We start from the raw sequence: 16,999 nt of genomic DNA, 5'->3' as shown, positions 1-16,999 counted from the left end.
GGGTGCTCGCTCAGGCCTGAGCCACCCGCGCCGCGATGTCCGTGCGGTACTGCCCGCCCTCGAGGCCGATGCGCTCGAGTCCGGCGTAGGCCGCCTCGCGTGCCTCGCCGAACGTCGAGCCGGTGGCGACGACGCTGAGCACACGCCCACCCGTCGCGACGAGGTCGCCGTCGCGCAGTGCCGTCGCGGCGTGGGCGACGTGGACGCCGTCGATCTCTTCGGCCTCGTCGATCCCGGTCAGCACGCGACCGGTGAGGGGGGCCTCGGGGTAGCCCTCGCTCGCGAGCACGACGGTGACCGCGGTCGCCTCGGCGAAAGCGGGACGCGGCTGATCCTCGAGCGTGCCTGAAGCCGCCGCCAGCAGAAGGCGGGACAGGGGATCGATGAGTCGCGGCAGGACGACCTGCGTCTCGGGGTCGCCGAAGCGGGCGTTGAACTCGATGACCTTCACGCCCTGCTCGGTGAGGATGAGCCCGGCGTAGAGCAGCCCGATGAACGGGGTGCCCTCGGCATCCATCTGCCGGATGACGGGCTCGGCGATGTCGCGCGTGACCTGCGCGACGAACTCGTCCTCGCCGCCGAAGCGCTCCGTCAGCCACGGCAGGGGGGAGTACGCGCCCATGCCGCCGGTATTGGGTCCCTCGTCGCCGTCGCGCAGGCGCTTGAAGTCCTGAGCGGGGCTGAGGGGAGCGACGTGGTCGCCGTCGCTGAGGAAGAACAGCGACACCTCGGGGCCCGAGAGGAACTCCTCGATCAGCACGGCACCGCTCGGCAGGTAGCTCTCGGCGTGGGCGAGGGCGGCTGCGCGGTCGGAGGTCACGATGACGCCCTTGCCCGCAGCCAGGCCGTCGGCCTTCACGACATACGGGGCGCCGAACTGGTCGAGGGCGCCTTCGACGGTGGTGACGTCGTGCGCGCGCACAGATCCGCCGGTGGGGACGCCCGCGGCATCCATGATCCGCTTGGCGTAGGTCTTCGAGCCCTCGAGCTGGGCGGCGGCCTTGCCCGGGCCGAACACCGGGATGCCGTGCGCGCGCAGCGGGTCGGCGACTCCGGCGACCAGGGGCGCCTCGGGGCCGACGACGACCAGGTCGATCGCCTCGCTCTTGGCGAAGGTCAGGACCGCGGCGGGATCCATCGGGTCGAGGTCGACCAGGTGCGCTTCGCGAGCGATGCCCGCGTTGCCGGGGGCCGCGAAGATCGCGTGCGATTCCTCTTCGGAGCGCAGGGCGAGGATGATGGCGTGCTCGCGCGCGCCCGAACCGAGGACCAGGATTCTCACGCGGTCAGCCTACCGAGCGCGGGTCCGCCCCTTTCGCGCCGCGGGGCGGGAGTGTTCACAACCTCAGGCATCTGCAGGATCTCAGCCCTCGGCGGCGGGGTGTCGCTGAGGTTGCGCGAATCGCTGAGGGTGCGCGCGAGCCGGTCGACGCGGCCCCGGACCGCGTCGCCACGTCGCAGGTACCGTGGATGACATGCCTCCTCGCCGTATCGAGACCGGAGACGGCCGCGCAGCTCTCGCCGCCGTCCGCGCCGGAGACGCTCCGCGCCCCGCGACCGCCACGGCCGTGCGGTACCTCCTGCAGCTGCTCGTCGAGAAGGCCCCCGGCAATTCGGTCGAGATGCGCGTGCCGCCCTTCGGCGCCGTGCAGGTGATCGAGGGGCCGCGTCACACTCGCGGAACGCCCCCGAACGTGGTCGAGACCGACGCCGCGACCTGGATCGCCGTCGCCACGGGCGAGGAGCACTGGGCGGATGCCGTGACCGACGGCCGCATCGTCGCCTCGGGCGTCCGCGCCGACCTCAGCGCGCTGCTGCCGCTGCGGCCGTAGGCGCGGTCGAGGCGTTCGGCCCGTGGGATCTTCGCGTGCGTTCGCCGGAGACGCCGGCGGCTGCCGCGAACAGGCGGTGTCCTCGTCGCACGGATGCATCTTCGACCCTTCCCGCGGGCCCGCGATTCGCACGCTCCCCGGCCGGTGCCGGCCGGGGTCGCCGTCGTGGACCGCCGCGGCCGCCGTAGCGAGCCACACGGCCGGGGAGGTGGCATCCGGTATCTCGACGCCCGCGCATTCCCGCCCCGCCAATCCACGAGCGGTGGGACAATGGGGGCATGGCCGAGCAGCCCGTCCCCCAACAACCGTCCTCCCCGCGTGATGAGCGACAGACGCTGACGGTTCGTCGCGCCCCGAAGTACGGCGTGTTCCTGGCGGCGGGGGCGTTCGCCGGCATCCTGATCGCTCTCGTTCTCACCGTCTTCGTCGACGGCTCCGCCATCAGCCCCTACACGCAGGTCGTCTACTCGCAGATGCAGGTCTTCGGCTTCACGGCCCTGATCTTCGTCGTGCTGGGCGTCGCGGTCGGCGCGATCGTCGCCCTCATCTTCGAGCGCACCGTCGGCGGTCGCACGCGCCAGGTCACGGTCGAGCACGAGCAGCACGGCGTCTGACGGGCCACCGGCCCCTCACGCCAGTTCGGCGATGATCGGGTGGATCGCGGTGTCGAAGGCCGCGACGTCGCCGCGCAGACCGTCTGTCACGGCCACCGTGAGAGATCCGATCCACCACACGCCCCGCTGAGCGAGCGGAAGCACCTGCACGTTCAGCTCGAACGAGTGCGCGCGTCGGCCCACGGCCCGCTCGTGCGCGGCGATGGCGCTCGCGTACGCGCGGTACGACACCCCGGGCCGGGCAGCAGCCTCGCGGGAGTAGCGGTCGTGAGCGAGCCGGGCGAAGTCGACGGCATCGTCGGCGTGCGCGCGGATGGCCCCGCGGAGCGTCTCGGACCCCTCGACGGGAAGGGTCACCAGCGTCTCGAATCCGTCGATCAGCTCGAGAGGAACGGGGGAGGGGTGCGCCTGCGGCTCCACCGTCATCGCCCAGTACTCGCGCCATTCGCGTTCGAGCTGCGCGTGCGCGGCATCCGTCCGCTCCTGCACCCAGGGAGCCGGGACGCGTCGAAGTGCGGGGAGATCCTCGGGAGAACGGATGCCGAGAACCTGGCGCAGGTAGAGCGCGACGAGCACCGATTGTGCCGCGTCTTCGCGGATCACCCATTCCGGCTGGCCGCCCGTCATGGCGCCATTGTAGGGACGGGGGGAGGCGTCGGGGCCGGCCTTGCGTCGCCGGGGCGGTGCCCGCGCGTGTCCGCCGCGGGTACTCTGGTCGGGTGGCCTCAGCTCCCCACGAAAACCCGTACTCCGCCGCAGGCGTCGATACCGCCGCCGGAGATCTCGCCGTCGAACTGATGAAGTCGGCCGTGCGTCGCACGCATGGGCCCGAGGTGCTCGGTGGGGTGGGCGGTTTCGCCGGTCTCTTCGACGCCTCCGCGCTCCGCGACTACACGCGGCCCCTGCTCGCGACCAGCACCGACGGCGTCGGCACGAAGGTCGCGATCGCGCAGGCCATCGACAAGCACGACACCATCGGCGAAGACCTCGTCGGCATGGTCGTCGATGACATCGTCGTGGTCGGCGCCCGTCCGCTCTTCATGACCGACTACATCGCCTGCGGCAAGGTCGTACCCCCGCGCATCGCCGACATCGTCGCGGGCATCGCGCGTGGCTGCGCCATGACCGGGACCGCGCTCGTCGGCGGCGAGACCGCGGAGCACCCGGGTCTGCTGGGTGTCGACGACTACGACGTCGCGGGAGCGGCGACCGGCGTCGTCGAGGCCGACCGCATGCTCGGCGCCGAGCGCGTCCGCGCGGGCGACGTCGTGCTGGCCCTCGCCTCGAGCGGCCTGCACTCCAATGGCTACTCGCTCGTGCGCCACATCATCGCGGGTGCCGGGATCGCCTACGGCGCAGCCTCCGCCGACCTCGGCGGCACCTGGGGCGAGGCGCTGCTCGAGCCCACCCGCCTCTACACCTCGCCGCTGCTGCGTCTGCTCGACGACGCGTCGGCGGGCGTCGGCATCCACTCGCTCAGTCACGTCACCGGCGGGGGCATCGCCGCCAACCTCGCGCGCGTGCTGCCGCAGGGCACCTGGGTCGATGTCGACCGTTCGACGTGGAGTCCCTCGCCGGTCTTCCGCGTGCTCGCCGACATCGGCGGACTCGACCTGATCGCGACCGAGGGCACCTGGAACCTGGGTATCGGCTTCCTCGCCGTGGTCTCGCCCGAGATCGCGGACGCCGCGACCGCGGCGCTGCAGGCCGACGGCATCGCGACGTGGCAGGTCGGCGTCGTCCGCGACGGCGCCCGGCCCGAGGGCGAGTACGAACAGGGCGCGAAGGGCGTCGACGGAGGCGCCGTGCGCCTGGTCGGAACCTACGCGGATGCCGGTGCGCCGGCGAACGGAGCAAGCTAACACCCCATGTGCGGCATCGTCGGCATGGCCGGGCAGGGCCCGGTCAACCAGGAGATCTACGACGCGCTCCTGCTCCTCCAGCACCGAGGGCAGGACTCCACGGGCATGGCCACGGCCGAGTCCAGCGGCGTCTTCCACATCCACAAGGCCCGCGGACAGGTGCGCGAGGCCTTCCGCACGCGCGACATGCGCGCCCTGCTCGGCGACATCGGTCTGGGACACGTGCGCTACGCCACCAAGGGCACCGCGTCGAACGAAGAAGAGGCGCAGCCCTTCTACGTCAACGCGCCCTACGGCATCGTGCTCGTGCACAACGGCAACCTCACGAACACGCGCGAGCTGACGACCGAGCTCTTCCACAAGGACCGCCGTCACCTCAACACCAGCAGCGACACCGAGTTGCTCGTGAACATCCTCGGCTCCGAGCTGCAGTCCGAGATCACCGGCCCCGATCTCGACCCCGCGCAGGTCTTCCGCGCGGTCGGCCGCGTGCACGAGCGGGTCGAGGGCTCGTACGCCTCGATCGCCCTCATCGCCGGTTACGGGCTTCTCGCGTTCCGCGACCCGTTCGGCATCCGTCCCCTCATCCTCGGCAAGCGTCCCGCAGCGCAGGTGCCCGGCGGTGAGCCGCGCGACGAGTACATCGTGGCGTCCGAGTCGCTCGTGCTCGAGAACGCCGGCTTCGAGATCGTGCGCGACGTCGAGCCCGGCGAGGCCGTGTTCATCACCCTCGACGGCACGCTCCACGCGCAGCAGTGCGCCCGGAACACCGTGCTCGCACCGTGCTCGTTCGAGTACGTCTACCTCGCCCGCCCCGACTCGGTCATGAACGGCGTCTCGGTCTACGAGACGCGTCTGCGCATGGGCGAGCGTCTGGCCGACACGGTTGCGAAGTACACCCCCGCGGGGGCCATCGACGTGGTCATGCCGATCCCCGACTCGGCGCGTCCCGCGGCGATGCAGGTGGCCCGCAAGCTCGGCATCGAGTACCGCGAGGGCTTCTACAAGAACCGCTACGTCGGCCGCACGTTCATCATGCCCGGCCAGGCGGTGCGCAAGAAGAGCGTGCGCCAGAAGCTCAACGCCATGTCGACGGAGTTCCAGGGCAAGAACGTGCTGCTGGTCGACGACTCGATCGTGCGCGGCACCACCAGCCGCGAGATCATCCAGATGGCTCGGGATGCCGGGGCCAAGAGCGTGACGTTCGCCTCGGCCGCCCCGCCGGTGCGCTACCCCCACGTGTACGGCATCAACATGCCCTCGCGCCACGAGCTCGTCGCGCACGGCCGCACGATCCCCGAGATCGCCCAGGAGCTCGGCTGCGACTACCTGGTGTACCAGGAGGTCGACGACCTCAAAGCGGCGATCATGGAGGGCACCGACCTGGTCGACCTCGACATGAGCTGCTTCGACGGGCGTTACGTCACGGGCACGGTGTCGGACGAGTATCTCGCCTGGGTCGAGGGCAGCCAGGAGTCTTGACCCGCCGTCGCGCGGGAACCATCGCCCTCACCGCGACCGCCGTCGTGCTGCTCGCACTGACGCTGCGGATCGCGGTCGCCTCGCTCTCGCCGCTGCTGACGCGCATCGGCGAGGAGTTCTCCCTCCCGGCGGCCGTCGTGGGGCTGATCGGCATGGCTCCGCCCGTGGCGTTCGCTCTGGCCGGCATGGTCACCCCGGCGATCGAGCGCCGCCTCGGCCTCGAGCGCTCGGTGCTGATCGCCGCAGTCACCGCCGCGGCCATGCTGGCTCTGCGCGCAGCCGCGGTCGACGCGTGGTCGCTGCTGGGCGCGACGGCGGGAGTGTTCGCCGCGGTGGGCGTGGCGAATGTGCTGATCCCCACGGTGGTGAAGAAGTACTTCCCCGAGCGCATCGGCCTCATGACCACCGTCTACAGCACGGCGATGGCGGTCGCGACGTTCACGCCGCCGCTGGTCGCGGTGCCCTTGGCCGACGCGGTGGGGTGGCGCGGCTCGTTCGTGACCTGGGCCGTGGTGGCCCTGGCCGCCGTCGCCCCGTGGATCGCGCTGAGTCTGCGCGCCCGGGCGTTACGGCGCGATGCGCTGGACGAGCCGCGGGCTGCCGTGCTGTCGCGGATCGTGCGGGTGCCGCAGACGTGGGCCCTCGTGATCACCTTCGGCGTCAACTCGTCGGTCGCCTACGCGATGTTCGCGTGGATGCCGCCCCTGCTCATCGATGTCGCCGGAGTGGATGCCGCGGAAGCCGGCGGACTGCTCGCGCTCTTCTCGTTCATGGGGCTGCCGGTGTCGTTGCTGGTGCCCCTGCTCGTGGCGAGGCTGGGCCGGACGACCCCGTTCTATGTGGTCGCCGTCGCGGGCGGATTGGCGGGGGTCATCGGCCTGCTGGTGGCACCCGCGGCGGCGACGGTGCTGTGGGTGGTGTTGATCGGCATCCCGCCGCTGATGTTCCCGCTGGCGCTGGTGCTGTTCGGGCTGCGTACGCGCTCCCACGAGACCACCGTCGCGTTGAGCGGCTTCGTGCAGAGCGTGGGGTACGGCTTCGCCGCTCTCATGCCCCTGGCGATCGGGGTGACCCACGAGTTCACCGGCGGGTGGACGGCGGGGCTCGCGCTCATCGGAGTCGCGCTCCTGCTCGTTGTTCCGGCGGCGATCATCATGGTGCGGCGCGAGAGCATCGAGGAGGCGTGGGAACGCCGGACCGGCCTGAGCTGGTAGAGGCCCTACGGACACGAGCGAAGGGCGGCGACGGGAAGGTCGCCGCCCTTCGGCGTGTGTGTTCTGCGGGTACGACGATCACACGACCGTGGCACCGAGGTACGAGCGGTACGAGAACGCGCGGGAAGGTGTCAGGCCTTCTCGTTGTCGTATTCGTCGCTGTACTGGTCGGCCCACTTGTCGACGTACGCGTCTTCACCCGGAGCGGGTGCACCCAGTTCGCGCTCGAGAGCGGAGTAGTTCACCGAATAGGTGTCGTACTTCAGCTCACGGGCGATCTTGGTGTTCTTCGCCTTCTGACGGCCACGCCCCATGCGAGACCCCCTCACGATCGACGTCGAGGGCCGACTGTGGGCCCTGCGTATTGCGGTTCCGGACCGAGCCGGTAAGAGTAACAGCCAGGATATCACGGCGTATTCCGGCCGAGCCGTCGAGCGGCGGCCGCCGGGTCCATCGCCGTCGTCGAGAGGAGCCGTCATGACCGACCAGCCCCGCGCGAGCACCGGCAATGGAATGGTGATCGCAGGCGTCGTACCCGGGCAGTCCGCCCGCATCGTGCGCGAGGCCGCCCACTACGCAGCTCTCGCTCACGCCGAGCTGGTCGTCGCCCACGTCGATACGACGCGCTTCGTGGCCTTCGAGGATCCCGACGGCTACGTGCACTCGTCCACCGTCGATGTCGCCGGGGCTGCGGCCAAAGCCGCCCTCGACGAGGTGCGCCGCATGACGGCCGAGGTGCTGGCCGGCAGCTCCGTCACCTGGACCGTGCGCCAGCTCATCGGAGACCCGGCGCTGGCGCTGATCCAGCTCGCCGATGAGAACGACGCCTCGCTGATCGTGGTCGGAACGCGAAAGCGCGGCCTCGGTGAGTCCTTACGCGAGTTCCTCACCGGCTCCGTCGCCGCGCGCCTGAGCCACCGGCAGCGCCGACCGGTTCTCGTCATCCCGCAGGGAGAATCGGTCGGCGCCGAGGACGAGTTGCCGTGGGAGTGACGCTCTAGCCGCGCATCGCCCGTGCGACGGCTTCGGAGGCCTGGCCCAGCGCCGACTCGATGTCGTCGACTCCGGATGCCGCGAGCTCCCCGCCGCGTGCGACGTGCGCCCGCAGCTCGGAGCGCACGCGCCCGCGGAACTCGTTGATCGCCGCATCGGCGCGCGACAGCTGCTCGCGGCTGCGCGATCGCGCGTCGTCGGCCGGGGTCGCCTGTGCCTGCTCGCGTTCGTCGCGCGAGGCGGCGGCCAGGTCGGCGCGCAGGCTCCGCATGGCGTCGCGCACACTGCCGCGCACCTCGTCGGCGATGAGGCGGACGCTGTCGGCGAGGCCGGCCTGGATCCCCTCGAGGTCACCCGTGCGCGCGGCGACCTCGGCGCGACCGGCATCCGTGATCTCGTAGACGGTCTTGCGGCCGTCGACGGTCTTGGTGACCAGGCCCTCCTCTTCGAGCTTCGAGAGTCGGGGGTAGATGGTGCCGGCGGAGGGCGAGTAGGTGCCGCCCGTGCGCTCGGAGAGGGCCTGCATGAGGTCGTAGCCGTGGCGCGGGGCCTCGTCGAGCAGGCTCAGGATGTACAGGCGCAGATCGCCGTGCGAGAAGACGGGGCTCATCACCACTCCTCCTCTCCGGCGAGCTCCTCGGGGCGCAGGCCCGAGATGCCGCGGCGCAGGACCGTGATCTCGCCCGAGACGGTGTTGGCGCGCACGTCGACGAACTGGCCCGCGAGCGCGCCGGTCGACCCGGTGAAGTTGGTCGGACCCTTGCCGGAGCGCACCTGGCCGTCGATCTGCACGCGGCCGCTGACCGACCGCGACACGTAGTTGGCGGGCAGCGAGCGGTCGAGGCGGATCGTGGCGGTGCCGCTGACCGAGTTGAGCGAGACGGACTGCGTCGGTCCCGTCGAGTCGACGAGCATGGCGCCCGAAACCGTGTCGATCGAGGCCTTCGTGATGCGGCCGGTGGCAGCGACGTCGCCCGAGACGCTGTTGGCGCTCAGGGCGCCGTCGAGCTCACGCACCTGCACGTCGCCCGAGACGGCGTTGAGGTCCACGTCGCCCGTGAGGCCGTCGACGATGATGTCGCCCGAGACGGTGTTCAAGCGCACATCGGTGTGAAGCCCCGAGACGAGCGCGCTGGCGCTGACCACGCCGAGGGTGAGGGCGACGGTGCGAGGCACCGCGACGCTGACCTCGGCCTTCGGGCCGCCGGCTCCGAAGTTGCGGAACACCTCGAGGAAGTTGTCCCACCGCAGCTGGGGGTGGTTGATCTCGAGGCGGCCGTCGACCATCTCGATGCGCAGGTCCTTCACGGTGACGCCGTGCACCTCGATGCGGGCGTCGGGTTCGTCGTGGGCGATCACGTCGACCTGGCCGCCGACGAGTCCGATCTTGAGTTCGCGCAGGGCGTCGACGTCGATGACGCGGGTCTCGCCGGGGTGGACGATCCATTTCTCCATGGCTGTTTCTCCTCACTCGCGATATATCGCGTTGATCCGAGTATCGCGATATATCGCGAGTTGGTCAACCCTGTTCGACGAGAGAGCGCGTACGGGTTGTCAAGCCGAGTGCGGCGGGAGGCGCCGGCCCCTAGCGTCGGGATTCCCGACGGAAGGAGACGGCCATGCCGCAGGGGCGAGGATCGAACAGCCTGAAGGACCCCGATCTGTACGAGGAGCTGCGGAAGCAGGGCGACTCGAAAGAGAAGGCCGCGCGCATCTCCAACGCCGCCGCCGCTCGAGGTCGTGGCGCGATCGGAGAGAAGGGCGGCCACGCCGAGAACTACGAGGACCGCACGGTCGCGGAGTTGAAGAAGCGCGCGAAGGAGCTCGGGCTGACCGGGTACTCGGGCAAGAAGAAGGCGGAGCTCATCGACATGCTCCGCACGCACTGACGCGATGGCCCGTCTCGTCCGGGTCCGCCCCTACGAAGACCCCGGGTACCGTCGGGTGCGCTCCGGCTCGGGCTTCCGATTCGTCGATCACACCGGGGCCGCCGTGCCCGAACGCGAGGCCGAACGCGCGCGCGGGCTGGTCATCCCCCCGGCCTGGCGCGAGGTGTGGATCGCCCGCGAGCCCAATGCGCACATCCAAGCCGTCGGCACCGATGAGGCCGGGCGGCGGCAGTACACATACCACGCGGACTGGTCGAAGCGTCAGGACAAGGGCAAGTTCGCCCGTGCCCTGCAGCTCGCCGAGACCCTGCCCCGAGCGCGCGCCCGCGTCACGCAATCGCTCCGCCGCGCCGAGATCGACCGCGAGCGGGTGCTGGCGGTGTCGTTCCGCTTCCTCGACCTGGTCGCCCCGCGCGTGGGCAACGCCCGATACTTCGTCACGAACGGAAGCAGGGGGCTCACGACTCTCCAGAGACGGGATGCCACGGTGGAAGGCGACCTGATCCGCCTGTCGTTCCCCGCCAAGAGCGGCAAGCGCGCCGAGCTCTCGCTGCGCGATGCGGAGCTGGCATCCATCGTCGAAGAACTTGCCCTCGGGCGCTCGCGGGCGGCGCTGTTGAGCTATAGGCGCGGGCGCCGACGCGTTCCCCTGACCCCCGGCGACGTGAACGCGTACGTCCGCTCCCTCACGGGTGGCCCGTTCAGCGCGAAGGACTTCCGCACCCTGCGCGGCACGATCCTCGCGGCCGAGTCGCTCGCGAACGCGGGCACGACGGGCGGGAAGAACGAGCGCAAGAAGGCCGAGGTCGCCGCGGTGCGCGCCACCGCCGACGCGCTCGGGAACACGCCTGCCGTGGCGAAGGCGAGCTACATCGACCCGCGTGTGTTCTCGCTCTATCGCAGGGGTCGCACGATGGAGCTGGGCGGCTCGAGGGACGCCGCGATCAGGCGGCTGATCCTGGGGGAGTGACCCGGCTCACGGCATCCGGCGGGTCCATCCGGCCGGTCGCCCGATAGCGTGAAGGCGTGCGAGACGAGACCCCCGACGACCGTCACCGATCGGTCCGTGGGGCCGCGCCCCGCCCGACGGGGTCCGTCCCCACCATCCACGATGTGGCTGCGGCCGCGGGGGTGTCGAAGTCGGTGGTCTCGCGGGCGCTCTCGGGTGCGTCCGGGGTCGCCGCGCAGACCGTCGACCGGGTCCGGAGAGCGGCGACGGACCTCGGGTACGTCGCCAACGCGCACGCGCGGGGAATGTCGGCCCACCGCAGCCACACCCTCGGCGTCTTCGTCCGCGACGCGTCGACACCGTTCTACGGTCATCTGCTGACCGCGTTCCAAGAGCAGGCGGCGGCTCGCGGGTACCGGGTCGTCACCGCGACCGGGGCCGGATCCTTTTCGGTCGACGACGAGCGCCGCGCTCTGGAGACCCTCGTGGCGCTGCGGGTGGAGGGGCTGATCGTCTGCAGTGGCGCCCTCCCCGTCGAGGACATCACGCCCTTCGCGCGGCGCATTCCCGCCGTCGTCGCGGGGCGCCCGGAAGAGGACCCGACGATCAGCAGCGTGTACTGCGACGAGGTGGGGGGTGGTCGTGCCCTCGCCGACCACGTGGCCGACCTCGGCCATCGCCGGGTCGCGGTGATGACGTTCACCCCGGTCTCGTCGATCACTCAGTCGAGGCGCACGCACGCGATGGCGGAGCGCCTGCGCGAGCGGGGCATCGACGTCGTCACCTTCAGCGGCGACGATGCCGGGCCGGGCTTCGACGGCGCCGACGCGATCGTCGCGGCGGTGCTCGCGGCCGGCGGGGTGACCGCCTTCATGGCGCCGAGCGACGCCTGGGCGGTGGCGGCCCTCGAGGCGCTGCGCGTGCGCGGGGTCGCCGTTCCCTCCGAGATGTCGGTGACGGGTTACGACGGCGTCACGCCGTTCATGACCTCGCTGCTGGGCCTGACGTCGTGGCGTCAACCGCTGCGGACGATCGGCCGACTGTCGGTCGACGCGGTCGTCGATCAGATCGATGGACTCGCCACCACGGTGACGCACCACGCGATCGACGGAGAGCTGATCCCGGGGCGCACGGCCGCCGCCCGCTGACGTCGTCACCGACCGTTCACCCGCCGGATGCCGCGGCGTCGACGGGGCCGCGGGCGTTTGGCGCACAATAGGGAACGTTCCCTATCGGCATCACGGAGAGACCGCATGAACGACCACATCGCCCACAAGCTGCCCCGAGACGACAGCGACCCCTTCCGCTACGGCATCTACCTGCGTCCCGACGCGAAGACCTGTCGCGCGGTGACCACGGTGACCGACCAACTCCGCGCGCAGTACGGCCTGCTCTCCGCGGGCGCGTTCCCCCCGCACGCCACCCTCGTGGGCAGTCAGCCGTTCGGGTTCTCCGAGCCCGCGGTTGTCGCCGCGCTGACCGGCCTGCTCGAGCGGCGCTCTGCCTTCCCCGTGCACAATGCCGGCGTCCGGGCGCAGGGCCGGGGCTACGTCTACGACGTGAGCGAGAACCCCGACGGCTCGGTCAACGACGACCTGGTGAGCCTGGCTCGCGACATCGAGGCGACGGTCGCCCCGTTCCGCTCGCCGATGAACAACCCCCTGCCCAACGACTTCGTCCCGGAGCTCTACCGCGGGCATCTCTCGCTCGCCTCGCACGACCTGTACGTGCGCCCCGATCTGTACGAAGAGGTGGGGGAGTTCATCCGCGAACTCGACGTCCCCGTCCCCGGTGGCTTCTCGGGGCGCACGGTCGTGATGTACCGCACCTCGAGTCCCGACTGGTCGGGACGCTGGTGGCAGACGATGACGTGGGAGCACGTGCGCACCTGGAATCTCGTCGGCGCGTAGCCCGATCCGAAGAGTCCGGATGCCGCACGGTCGCGGCATCCGGTCTCTCTCACCGCCCGGCCGGCATCCACTGCCCGGACAGGGAACGCAGGTGCCGGATGAGCACTCCGTGCTCTCCGCCCGCGCCCTCGGCGACGTAGTCGAGGCTCTCCCGGGCGCGAGCGACCTCGACGCCGGAGCGGAAGCCCGTGTACGTGCCACCGGCCCGCTCCAGGATGTGGGCTCCGGCGGCGACGTCCCAGGGGTGGGTGTCGAAGCCCATCGTGGCGTCCGCCCACCCGGCTGCGACGTGAGCGAGGTTCAGGGCCCCGCTGCCGGTGCTGTGGTGATGCTGGTACGTGCGCGTGATCTCGGCGAGCAGGTCGAAGGCGCCCTCGCCGAGCAGGTCGACGTCGTGCTGCCCGGGGAAGCTGGTGAGCAGGGTCGAGAGCTCGGCGGGGCCGGATGCCGATCGCATCGGCGCACCGTTCAGGTGGGCGAGCTCGGCGCCCGCGGAGAACATGTTGTCGGCGACGGGGTCGAACACGACTCCCGCGACGACCTCTCCGTCGAGCTCGGCGGCGATCGAGATGCACCAGTAGGCGAGACCGCGCGCGAAGTTGGCGGTGCCGTCGATCGGGTCGATGATCCATCGCAGGGGTGCGTCGCCCGAGCTGCCGGTCTCTTCGCCCAGGATCACCGAGCCGGGTGCGCCGTCCTGGAGGATCCCGGCGATGGTGGCCTCGGCCGTTCTGTCGTGGATCGTCACGACGTCGTGCACGTCGCGCTTGAACGACACGCTCATGTCGGAGCGGAACGCGGCGAGCAGTGCCGGCGCGGCGGATCTCGCGGCCCTCTCGGCCAGGGCGCGAAGGTCGTCGGGGGAGGGGGAGGGGTGCGTGGTCATGGTTCTCCTCGGGGGTCAGGGGGATTGATTCAGGTGCTCGTGAACGCCGCGTGAACGCTCGGCGACCGCTCGCCGGTCGCCTTGACCTCGTCTCTCGCGGTGTCGCAGAGTGAATCCGTCATCAGAAAAGGGAACGTTCCCTATGACGGAAAGGTAGCCGATGTCGCTCTCGACACTCGACCGCCGGCCGACGCTCGCCGACCGTCGTCGGCCGGCTTCGACCCTGGCCTGGCGGCGCGCCGACCGACGCGTGGGTGCCGCTCTGATGGTTCCGGCGCTCGCGGTCTTCGCCGTCTTCGTCTTCTTCCCCCTCGGCCGGGTCGTCTGGCTCAGCACCCAGGGAACCGACATCTTCGGCCAGGCCGCCGGGTTCGTGGGAACGAAGAACTTCGCGACGATCTTCACCGACCCGCAGTTCGCCGACACGCTCTGGCGCACGGCTGTGTTCTGCGTCGCGGTCGTGGTCGGTCGCATCGTCGTCGGGCTGCTCATCGTCATCCCTCTGACGGCGAAGCTCCGCGGCATCCGCGTCTTCCGCGCCCTGCTGACCTCGCCCCTCGTGGCCTCTGTCTCGGTGGCCTCCGTCGCCTTCGCCGCGATGCTCGCTCCGGCCGGCGGGCTGGTCAACTCCGTGATCACGCGCTTCGGGGGAACACCGGTGCCGTGGCTGACCAGTACCCCGTGGGCCATGCCGAGCGTGATCGCCGTCACCGTGTGGGGATCGCTCGGATTCACGGTGCTGCTGCTGCTCGGGGCGTTCGGCGCGATCGATCCCGACGTGATCGAGGCGGCGCATCTCGACGGGGCGGGTCCGCTCCGCACGCTGTGGTCGATCTCGCTGCCGCTGATCACGCCGACGCTGTTCTTCATCGTGGTGACCGGTGCCGTCGAGGCGTTGACCACCTTCGGGCAGATTCAGATCCTCACCGGCGGAGGCCCGTCGAATTCGACCACGACGCTGGTCTACACCATCTATCAGGCGGCGTTCGGGGCGGGGAGCGCCAACTTCGGCATCGCCGCGGCGGTGGGAGTGGTGCTGTTCCTGCTCGTACTCGGCCTCTCGCTCGTGCAGTTCGGCGTTCTCGAGAAGCGGGTGAACTACTGATGGCGCGGCCGATGTCCGCCCGAGCGCGCGTGCGGAGCGCCCTGCTCTACGTCTGGCTCGTCGTCGCGGTGATCGTCGTGTGCTTCCCGCTCTATTACATCTTCGAGGGTGCGCTCACGCCGACCGCCTGGCTCGACGAGGGTCTCGAGGGTCTGCTGCCCATCCACCTGACGCTCGACAACGTGATCCGCGCCACCCAGGTCATCCCGCTCGGCCACCAGTTCGTCAACAGCGTCGTGGTGACGCTGGTGCAGACGTTCTTCCAGGTCGCCATCGGCATCGCCACCGCCTACGCCCTCGTCTTCTGCGGCCTGCGGGGCACGCGCGCCCTCTTCCTGCTGATCCTGTCGAGCATGATGGTGCCGGGCGAGACGATCCTCATCGCGAACTATCTGACGATCTCGTCGTGGCGGCTGATCGACACCCTGCCGGCGGTGTTCTTGCCGTTCCTGGCCTCAGCGCTGAGCATCTTCCTCTTCCGGCAGGCGTTCCTCAGTTTCCCAGGGGAGCTGCGCGACGCCGCCCTCCTCGACGGGGCCGGGCACGTCCGCTTCATTCGATCGATGCTGCTGCCGATCGTGCAGCCGACGCTCATCTCGGTGACGCTCGTGAGCGCGACCGCCGCATGGAACGGCTTCTTCTGGCCGTTGCTCGTGACCAACTCTCCCGAGAACCGCACGGTCCAGGTCGGCATCGCTCAGCTCTCGAGCGCCGAGGCCGCCGACGTCGGCGTGGTGCTCGCCGGCGCGGCCATGGTCACCCTCCCCGTTCTCCTCCTCGTGCTGCTCGCGCAGCGCTTCCTCGCCGGCGGGATCACCGCCGGCGCCCTCAAATAAGACCCGACAGAAAGAAACCCGAGCCCATGTCTCTGCGCCCCCGCCCCACGATCGCGGCGACCGCCGCGGGAGCCGCCCTCCTCCTCGCCCTCGCCGGGTGCACGGCATCCGGATCCTCCTCCGGAGCCGACTCCGGCCCCGTGACCCTCCAGTTCTGGCACGAGATGAGCGGACCGGCGGCGACCGAGCTCGACGCCCTCGTGTCGCAGTTCAACAGCGAGCACGACGGCGAGATCACCGTCGACTCCTCGTTCCAGGGGTCGTACGCCGACGCCCAGACGAAGTACACCGCCGCCGTGCAGTCGGGCACGACCCCCGACGTCCTGATGATGAACGACATCTCGACGGGCTTCATGGTCGACTCGAAGAAGACCATCCCCCTCTCGACCCTTGCCGAGGGCGACGCCTCGTTCTCTCTCGACAGCTTCCCGCCGGCGGTCAGCGCGTACTACGGCGACGGCGCGGACGGACTCGCCGCCATGCCGTTCGCGGTGTCGCAGCCGGTCATGTACCTCGATCGCGACCTCGTGACGCGCTCGGGGCTGAATCCCGACTCCCCGCCGCGCACGCTCGCCGAGGTGGCCTCGTGGGCCGAGAAGATCCACGCGGCGACCGGCGCCTCGGGCCTGACGATGAACATGTCGGACTCGTGGATGATCGAGCAGATGTCGGCGGCCGGCGGGGTGGACTTCTGCACCCCCGACAACGGTCGCGGCTCCGACCGCGTCACCGGACTGCAGCTCACCTCGCCGACGCAGGTGGGCTTCATGCAGCGACTGCAGACGCTGTTCCAGGACGGCACGATGCTCAACCCCGGCACCGACAACAGCGCGATGGTCTCGGCCTTCGCGAGCGGCAAGGTGGGCATCATGCTCACCTCGACCGGCGCCTATACGACGGCGGACCCGAAGAAGACCGCCTCGACGGTCGCTGCCTTCCCCTCCACCGCCGAGTCCGACGACGCGGGCGTGGTCATCGGCGGCAACGCGCTCTGGATCTCGGGTGACGGGCACTCCGACGCGCAGCAGCGCGCGGCCTACGCCTTCGTGAGCTTCCTGCACTCGGCCGAGGTGCAGGCGGCGTGGGCGAAGGCCACCGGTTATCTCGCGTCGAACACGGGCGCGGCCTCCACCGCGACCGGGACGGCCTCGCTCGCCGACCCGAACGTGAAGGCGATGGCCGACCAGCTCGCGAACACTCCGGCGTCGAACGCCGCGGCGGGCTGCCGCACGGGTGCTTTCCCCTCGCTGCGCTCGACCGTCATCGGGGCGTTCACCCAGGTCGCCGAGGGAGCCGACGTGACCTCGACCATGTCGGATGCCGAGACGAAGGCAGCGTCGCAGATCGCCGCCTACAACACCGCGGCGGGCTGAGTCGGGAGCTCTCCGCCCGCGCTCCCGGTCTGTCAAGGCGGCCGGGAGCGCGGG

At 70.5% G+C, this 16,999-nt stretch carries 19 protein-coding genes; 13 read left to right on the top strand and 6 right to left on the bottom strand.

What is annotated here, in order from left to right; translation table 11 throughout:
• Nucleotides 1-10 precede the first annotated feature (10 nt).
• Nucleotides 11-1,282: a phosphoribosylamine--glycine ligase gene (purD, locus tag AB6V29_RS09020; protein WP_369358115.1), complete on the bottom strand. Its 1,272-nt coding sequence runs from the start codon at nt 1,280-1,282 to the stop codon at nt 11-13.
• Nucleotides 1,283-1,475: 193 nt separating this feature from the next.
• Here purD and AB6V29_RS09015 point away from each other — a divergent pair, with 193 nt between their 5' ends.
• Nucleotides 1,476-1,832, top strand: coding sequence for a sterol carrier family protein (locus tag AB6V29_RS09015; RefSeq protein ID WP_210072493.1), 357 nt, complete (start codon nt 1,476-1,478; stop codon nt 1,830-1,832).
• Nucleotides 1,833-2,110: 278 nt separating this feature from the next.
• A complete protein-coding gene (locus AB6V29_RS09010; protein ID WP_267789186.1) occupies nt 2,111-2,446 on the top strand; it encodes a potassium transporter Trk in 336 nt (111 codons plus the stop codon).
• Nucleotides 2,447-2,461: 15 nt separating this feature from the next.
• On the opposite strand, the gene AB6V29_RS09005 is transcribed toward AB6V29_RS09010, so the two are convergent.
• Entirely contained in the window at nt 2,462-3,073 is a 612-nt protein-coding gene (locus AB6V29_RS09005; RefSeq protein ID WP_267789187.1) for a zinc-binding alcohol dehydrogenase, read from the bottom strand.
• A 92-nt stretch (nt 3,074-3,165) separates the two neighbouring features.
• Here AB6V29_RS09005 and purM point away from each other — a divergent pair, with 92 nt between their 5' ends.
• The 3 genes from purM to AB6V29_RS08990 are packed head-to-tail and all read left to right on the top strand — an operon-like array spanning nt 3,166 to nt 7,004.
• The gene (gene purM / locus AB6V29_RS09000; RefSeq protein WP_210072490.1) at nt 3,166-4,308 is read left to right on the top strand and encodes a phosphoribosylformylglycinamidine cyclo-ligase; all 1,143 of its coding nucleotides are present in this window, start codon (nt 3,166-3,168) and stop codon (nt 4,306-4,308) included.
• 6 nt (nt 4,309-4,314) lie between these two features.
• Nucleotides 4,315-5,790, top strand: a complete 1,476-nt coding sequence (gene purF / locus AB6V29_RS08995; protein ID WP_267789190.1) for an amidophosphoribosyltransferase — start codon at nt 4,315-4,317, stop codon at nt 5,788-5,790.
• Nucleotides 5,787-7,004 carry a CynX/NimT family MFS transporter gene (locus AB6V29_RS08990; protein WP_369358112.1) on the top strand — a complete coding sequence of 406 codons (1,218 nt, stop codon included), beginning with the start codon at nt 5,787-5,789 and terminating at the stop codon, nt 7,002-7,004. The genes purF and AB6V29_RS08990 overlap by 4 nt, the downstream gene beginning before the upstream one ends.
• Nucleotides 7,005-7,135: 131 nt before the next feature.
• Here the strand turns inward: AB6V29_RS08990 and AB6V29_RS08985 are convergent, their stop codons facing one another.
• A complete protein-coding gene (locus AB6V29_RS08985) occupies nt 7,136-7,318 on the bottom strand; it encodes a DUF3073 domain-containing protein (RefSeq protein ID WP_056225789.1) in 183 nt (60 codons plus the stop codon).
• Nucleotides 7,319-7,481: 163 nt separating this feature from the next.
• On the opposite strand from AB6V29_RS08985, the gene AB6V29_RS08980 reads away from it, so the two are divergent.
• Nucleotides 7,482-7,997, top strand: coding sequence for a universal stress protein (locus AB6V29_RS08980; protein WP_267789194.1), 516 nt, complete (start codon nt 7,482-7,484; stop codon nt 7,995-7,997).
• A gap of 4 nt (nt 7,998-8,001) precedes the next feature.
• On the opposite strand, the gene AB6V29_RS08975 is transcribed toward AB6V29_RS08980, so the two are convergent.
• Complete coding sequence (locus AB6V29_RS08975; RefSeq protein WP_369358110.1) at nt 8,002-8,607, bottom strand: PadR family transcriptional regulator; 606 nt, start codon at nt 8,605-8,607, stop codon at nt 8,002-8,004.
• Nucleotides 8,607-9,452, bottom strand: coding sequence for a DUF4097 family beta strand repeat-containing protein (locus AB6V29_RS08970; protein ID WP_056225796.1), 846 nt, complete (start codon nt 9,450-9,452; stop codon nt 8,607-8,609). The genes AB6V29_RS08975 and AB6V29_RS08970 overlap by 1 nt, the downstream gene beginning before the upstream one ends.
• 164 nt (nt 9,453-9,616) lie before the next feature.
• On the opposite strand from AB6V29_RS08970, the gene AB6V29_RS08965 reads away from it, so the two are divergent.
• The 4 genes from AB6V29_RS08965 (at nt 9,617) to AB6V29_RS08950 (ending at nt 12,745) form a co-directional block, all read left to right on the top strand.
• Entirely contained in the window at nt 9,617-9,886 is a 270-nt protein-coding gene (locus AB6V29_RS08965) for a Rho termination factor N-terminal domain-containing protein (protein ID WP_267789200.1), read from the top strand.
• Nucleotides 9,887-9,890: 4 nt separating this feature from the next.
• Entirely contained in the window at nt 9,891-10,856 is a 966-nt protein-coding gene (locus AB6V29_RS08960; protein ID WP_369358108.1) for a DNA topoisomerase IB, read from the top strand.
• Between the two features lie 56 nt (nt 10,857-10,912).
• Nucleotides 10,913-11,983: a LacI family DNA-binding transcriptional regulator gene (locus AB6V29_RS08955; RefSeq protein WP_369358106.1), complete on the top strand. Its 1,071-nt coding sequence runs from the start codon at nt 10,913-10,915 to the stop codon at nt 11,981-11,983.
• A gap of 105 nt (nt 11,984-12,088) precedes the next feature.
• Nucleotides 12,089-12,745 (top strand): heme utilization protein, encoded by a 657-nt coding sequence (locus AB6V29_RS08950; protein ID WP_369358105.1) that lies wholly within the window; start codon nt 12,089-12,091, stop codon nt 12,743-12,745.
• Between the two features lie 49 nt (nt 12,746-12,794).
• Here AB6V29_RS08950 and AB6V29_RS08945 read toward each other — a convergent pair whose 3' ends face one another.
• Nucleotides 12,795-13,631, bottom strand: coding sequence for an inositol monophosphatase (locus tag AB6V29_RS08945; protein WP_369358103.1), 837 nt, complete (start codon nt 13,629-13,631; stop codon nt 12,795-12,797).
• A 160-nt stretch (nt 13,632-13,791) separates the two neighbouring features.
• Here AB6V29_RS08945 and AB6V29_RS08940 point away from each other — a divergent pair, with 160 nt between their 5' ends.
• From AB6V29_RS08940 to AB6V29_RS08930, 3 genes are read left to right on the top strand one after another with little or no spacing between them, the layout of a single operon-like run.
• Nucleotides 13,792-14,736 carry a carbohydrate ABC transporter permease gene (locus AB6V29_RS08940; RefSeq protein WP_369358101.1) on the top strand — a complete coding sequence of 315 codons (945 nt, stop codon included), beginning with the start codon at nt 13,792-13,794 and terminating at the stop codon, nt 14,734-14,736.
• A gap of 11 nt (nt 14,737-14,747) precedes the next feature.
• Entirely contained in the window at nt 14,748-15,572 is an 825-nt protein-coding gene (locus AB6V29_RS08935) for a carbohydrate ABC transporter permease (RefSeq protein ID WP_369358100.1), read from the top strand.
• A 26-nt stretch (nt 15,573-15,598) separates the two neighbouring features.
• The gene (locus AB6V29_RS08930; RefSeq protein ID WP_369358098.1) at nt 15,599-16,945 is read left to right on the top strand and encodes an ABC transporter substrate-binding protein; all 1,347 of its coding nucleotides are present in this window, start codon (nt 15,599-15,601) and stop codon (nt 16,943-16,945) included.
• Nucleotides 16,946-16,999 lie beyond the last annotated feature (54 nt).

This window comes from Microbacterium sp. 20-116, assembly GCF_041079415.1.
Lineage (GTDB): Bacteria > Actinomycetota > Actinomycetes > Actinomycetales > Microbacteriaceae > Microbacterium.
This window is presented reverse-complemented; position numbering and strand designations above follow the sequence as displayed.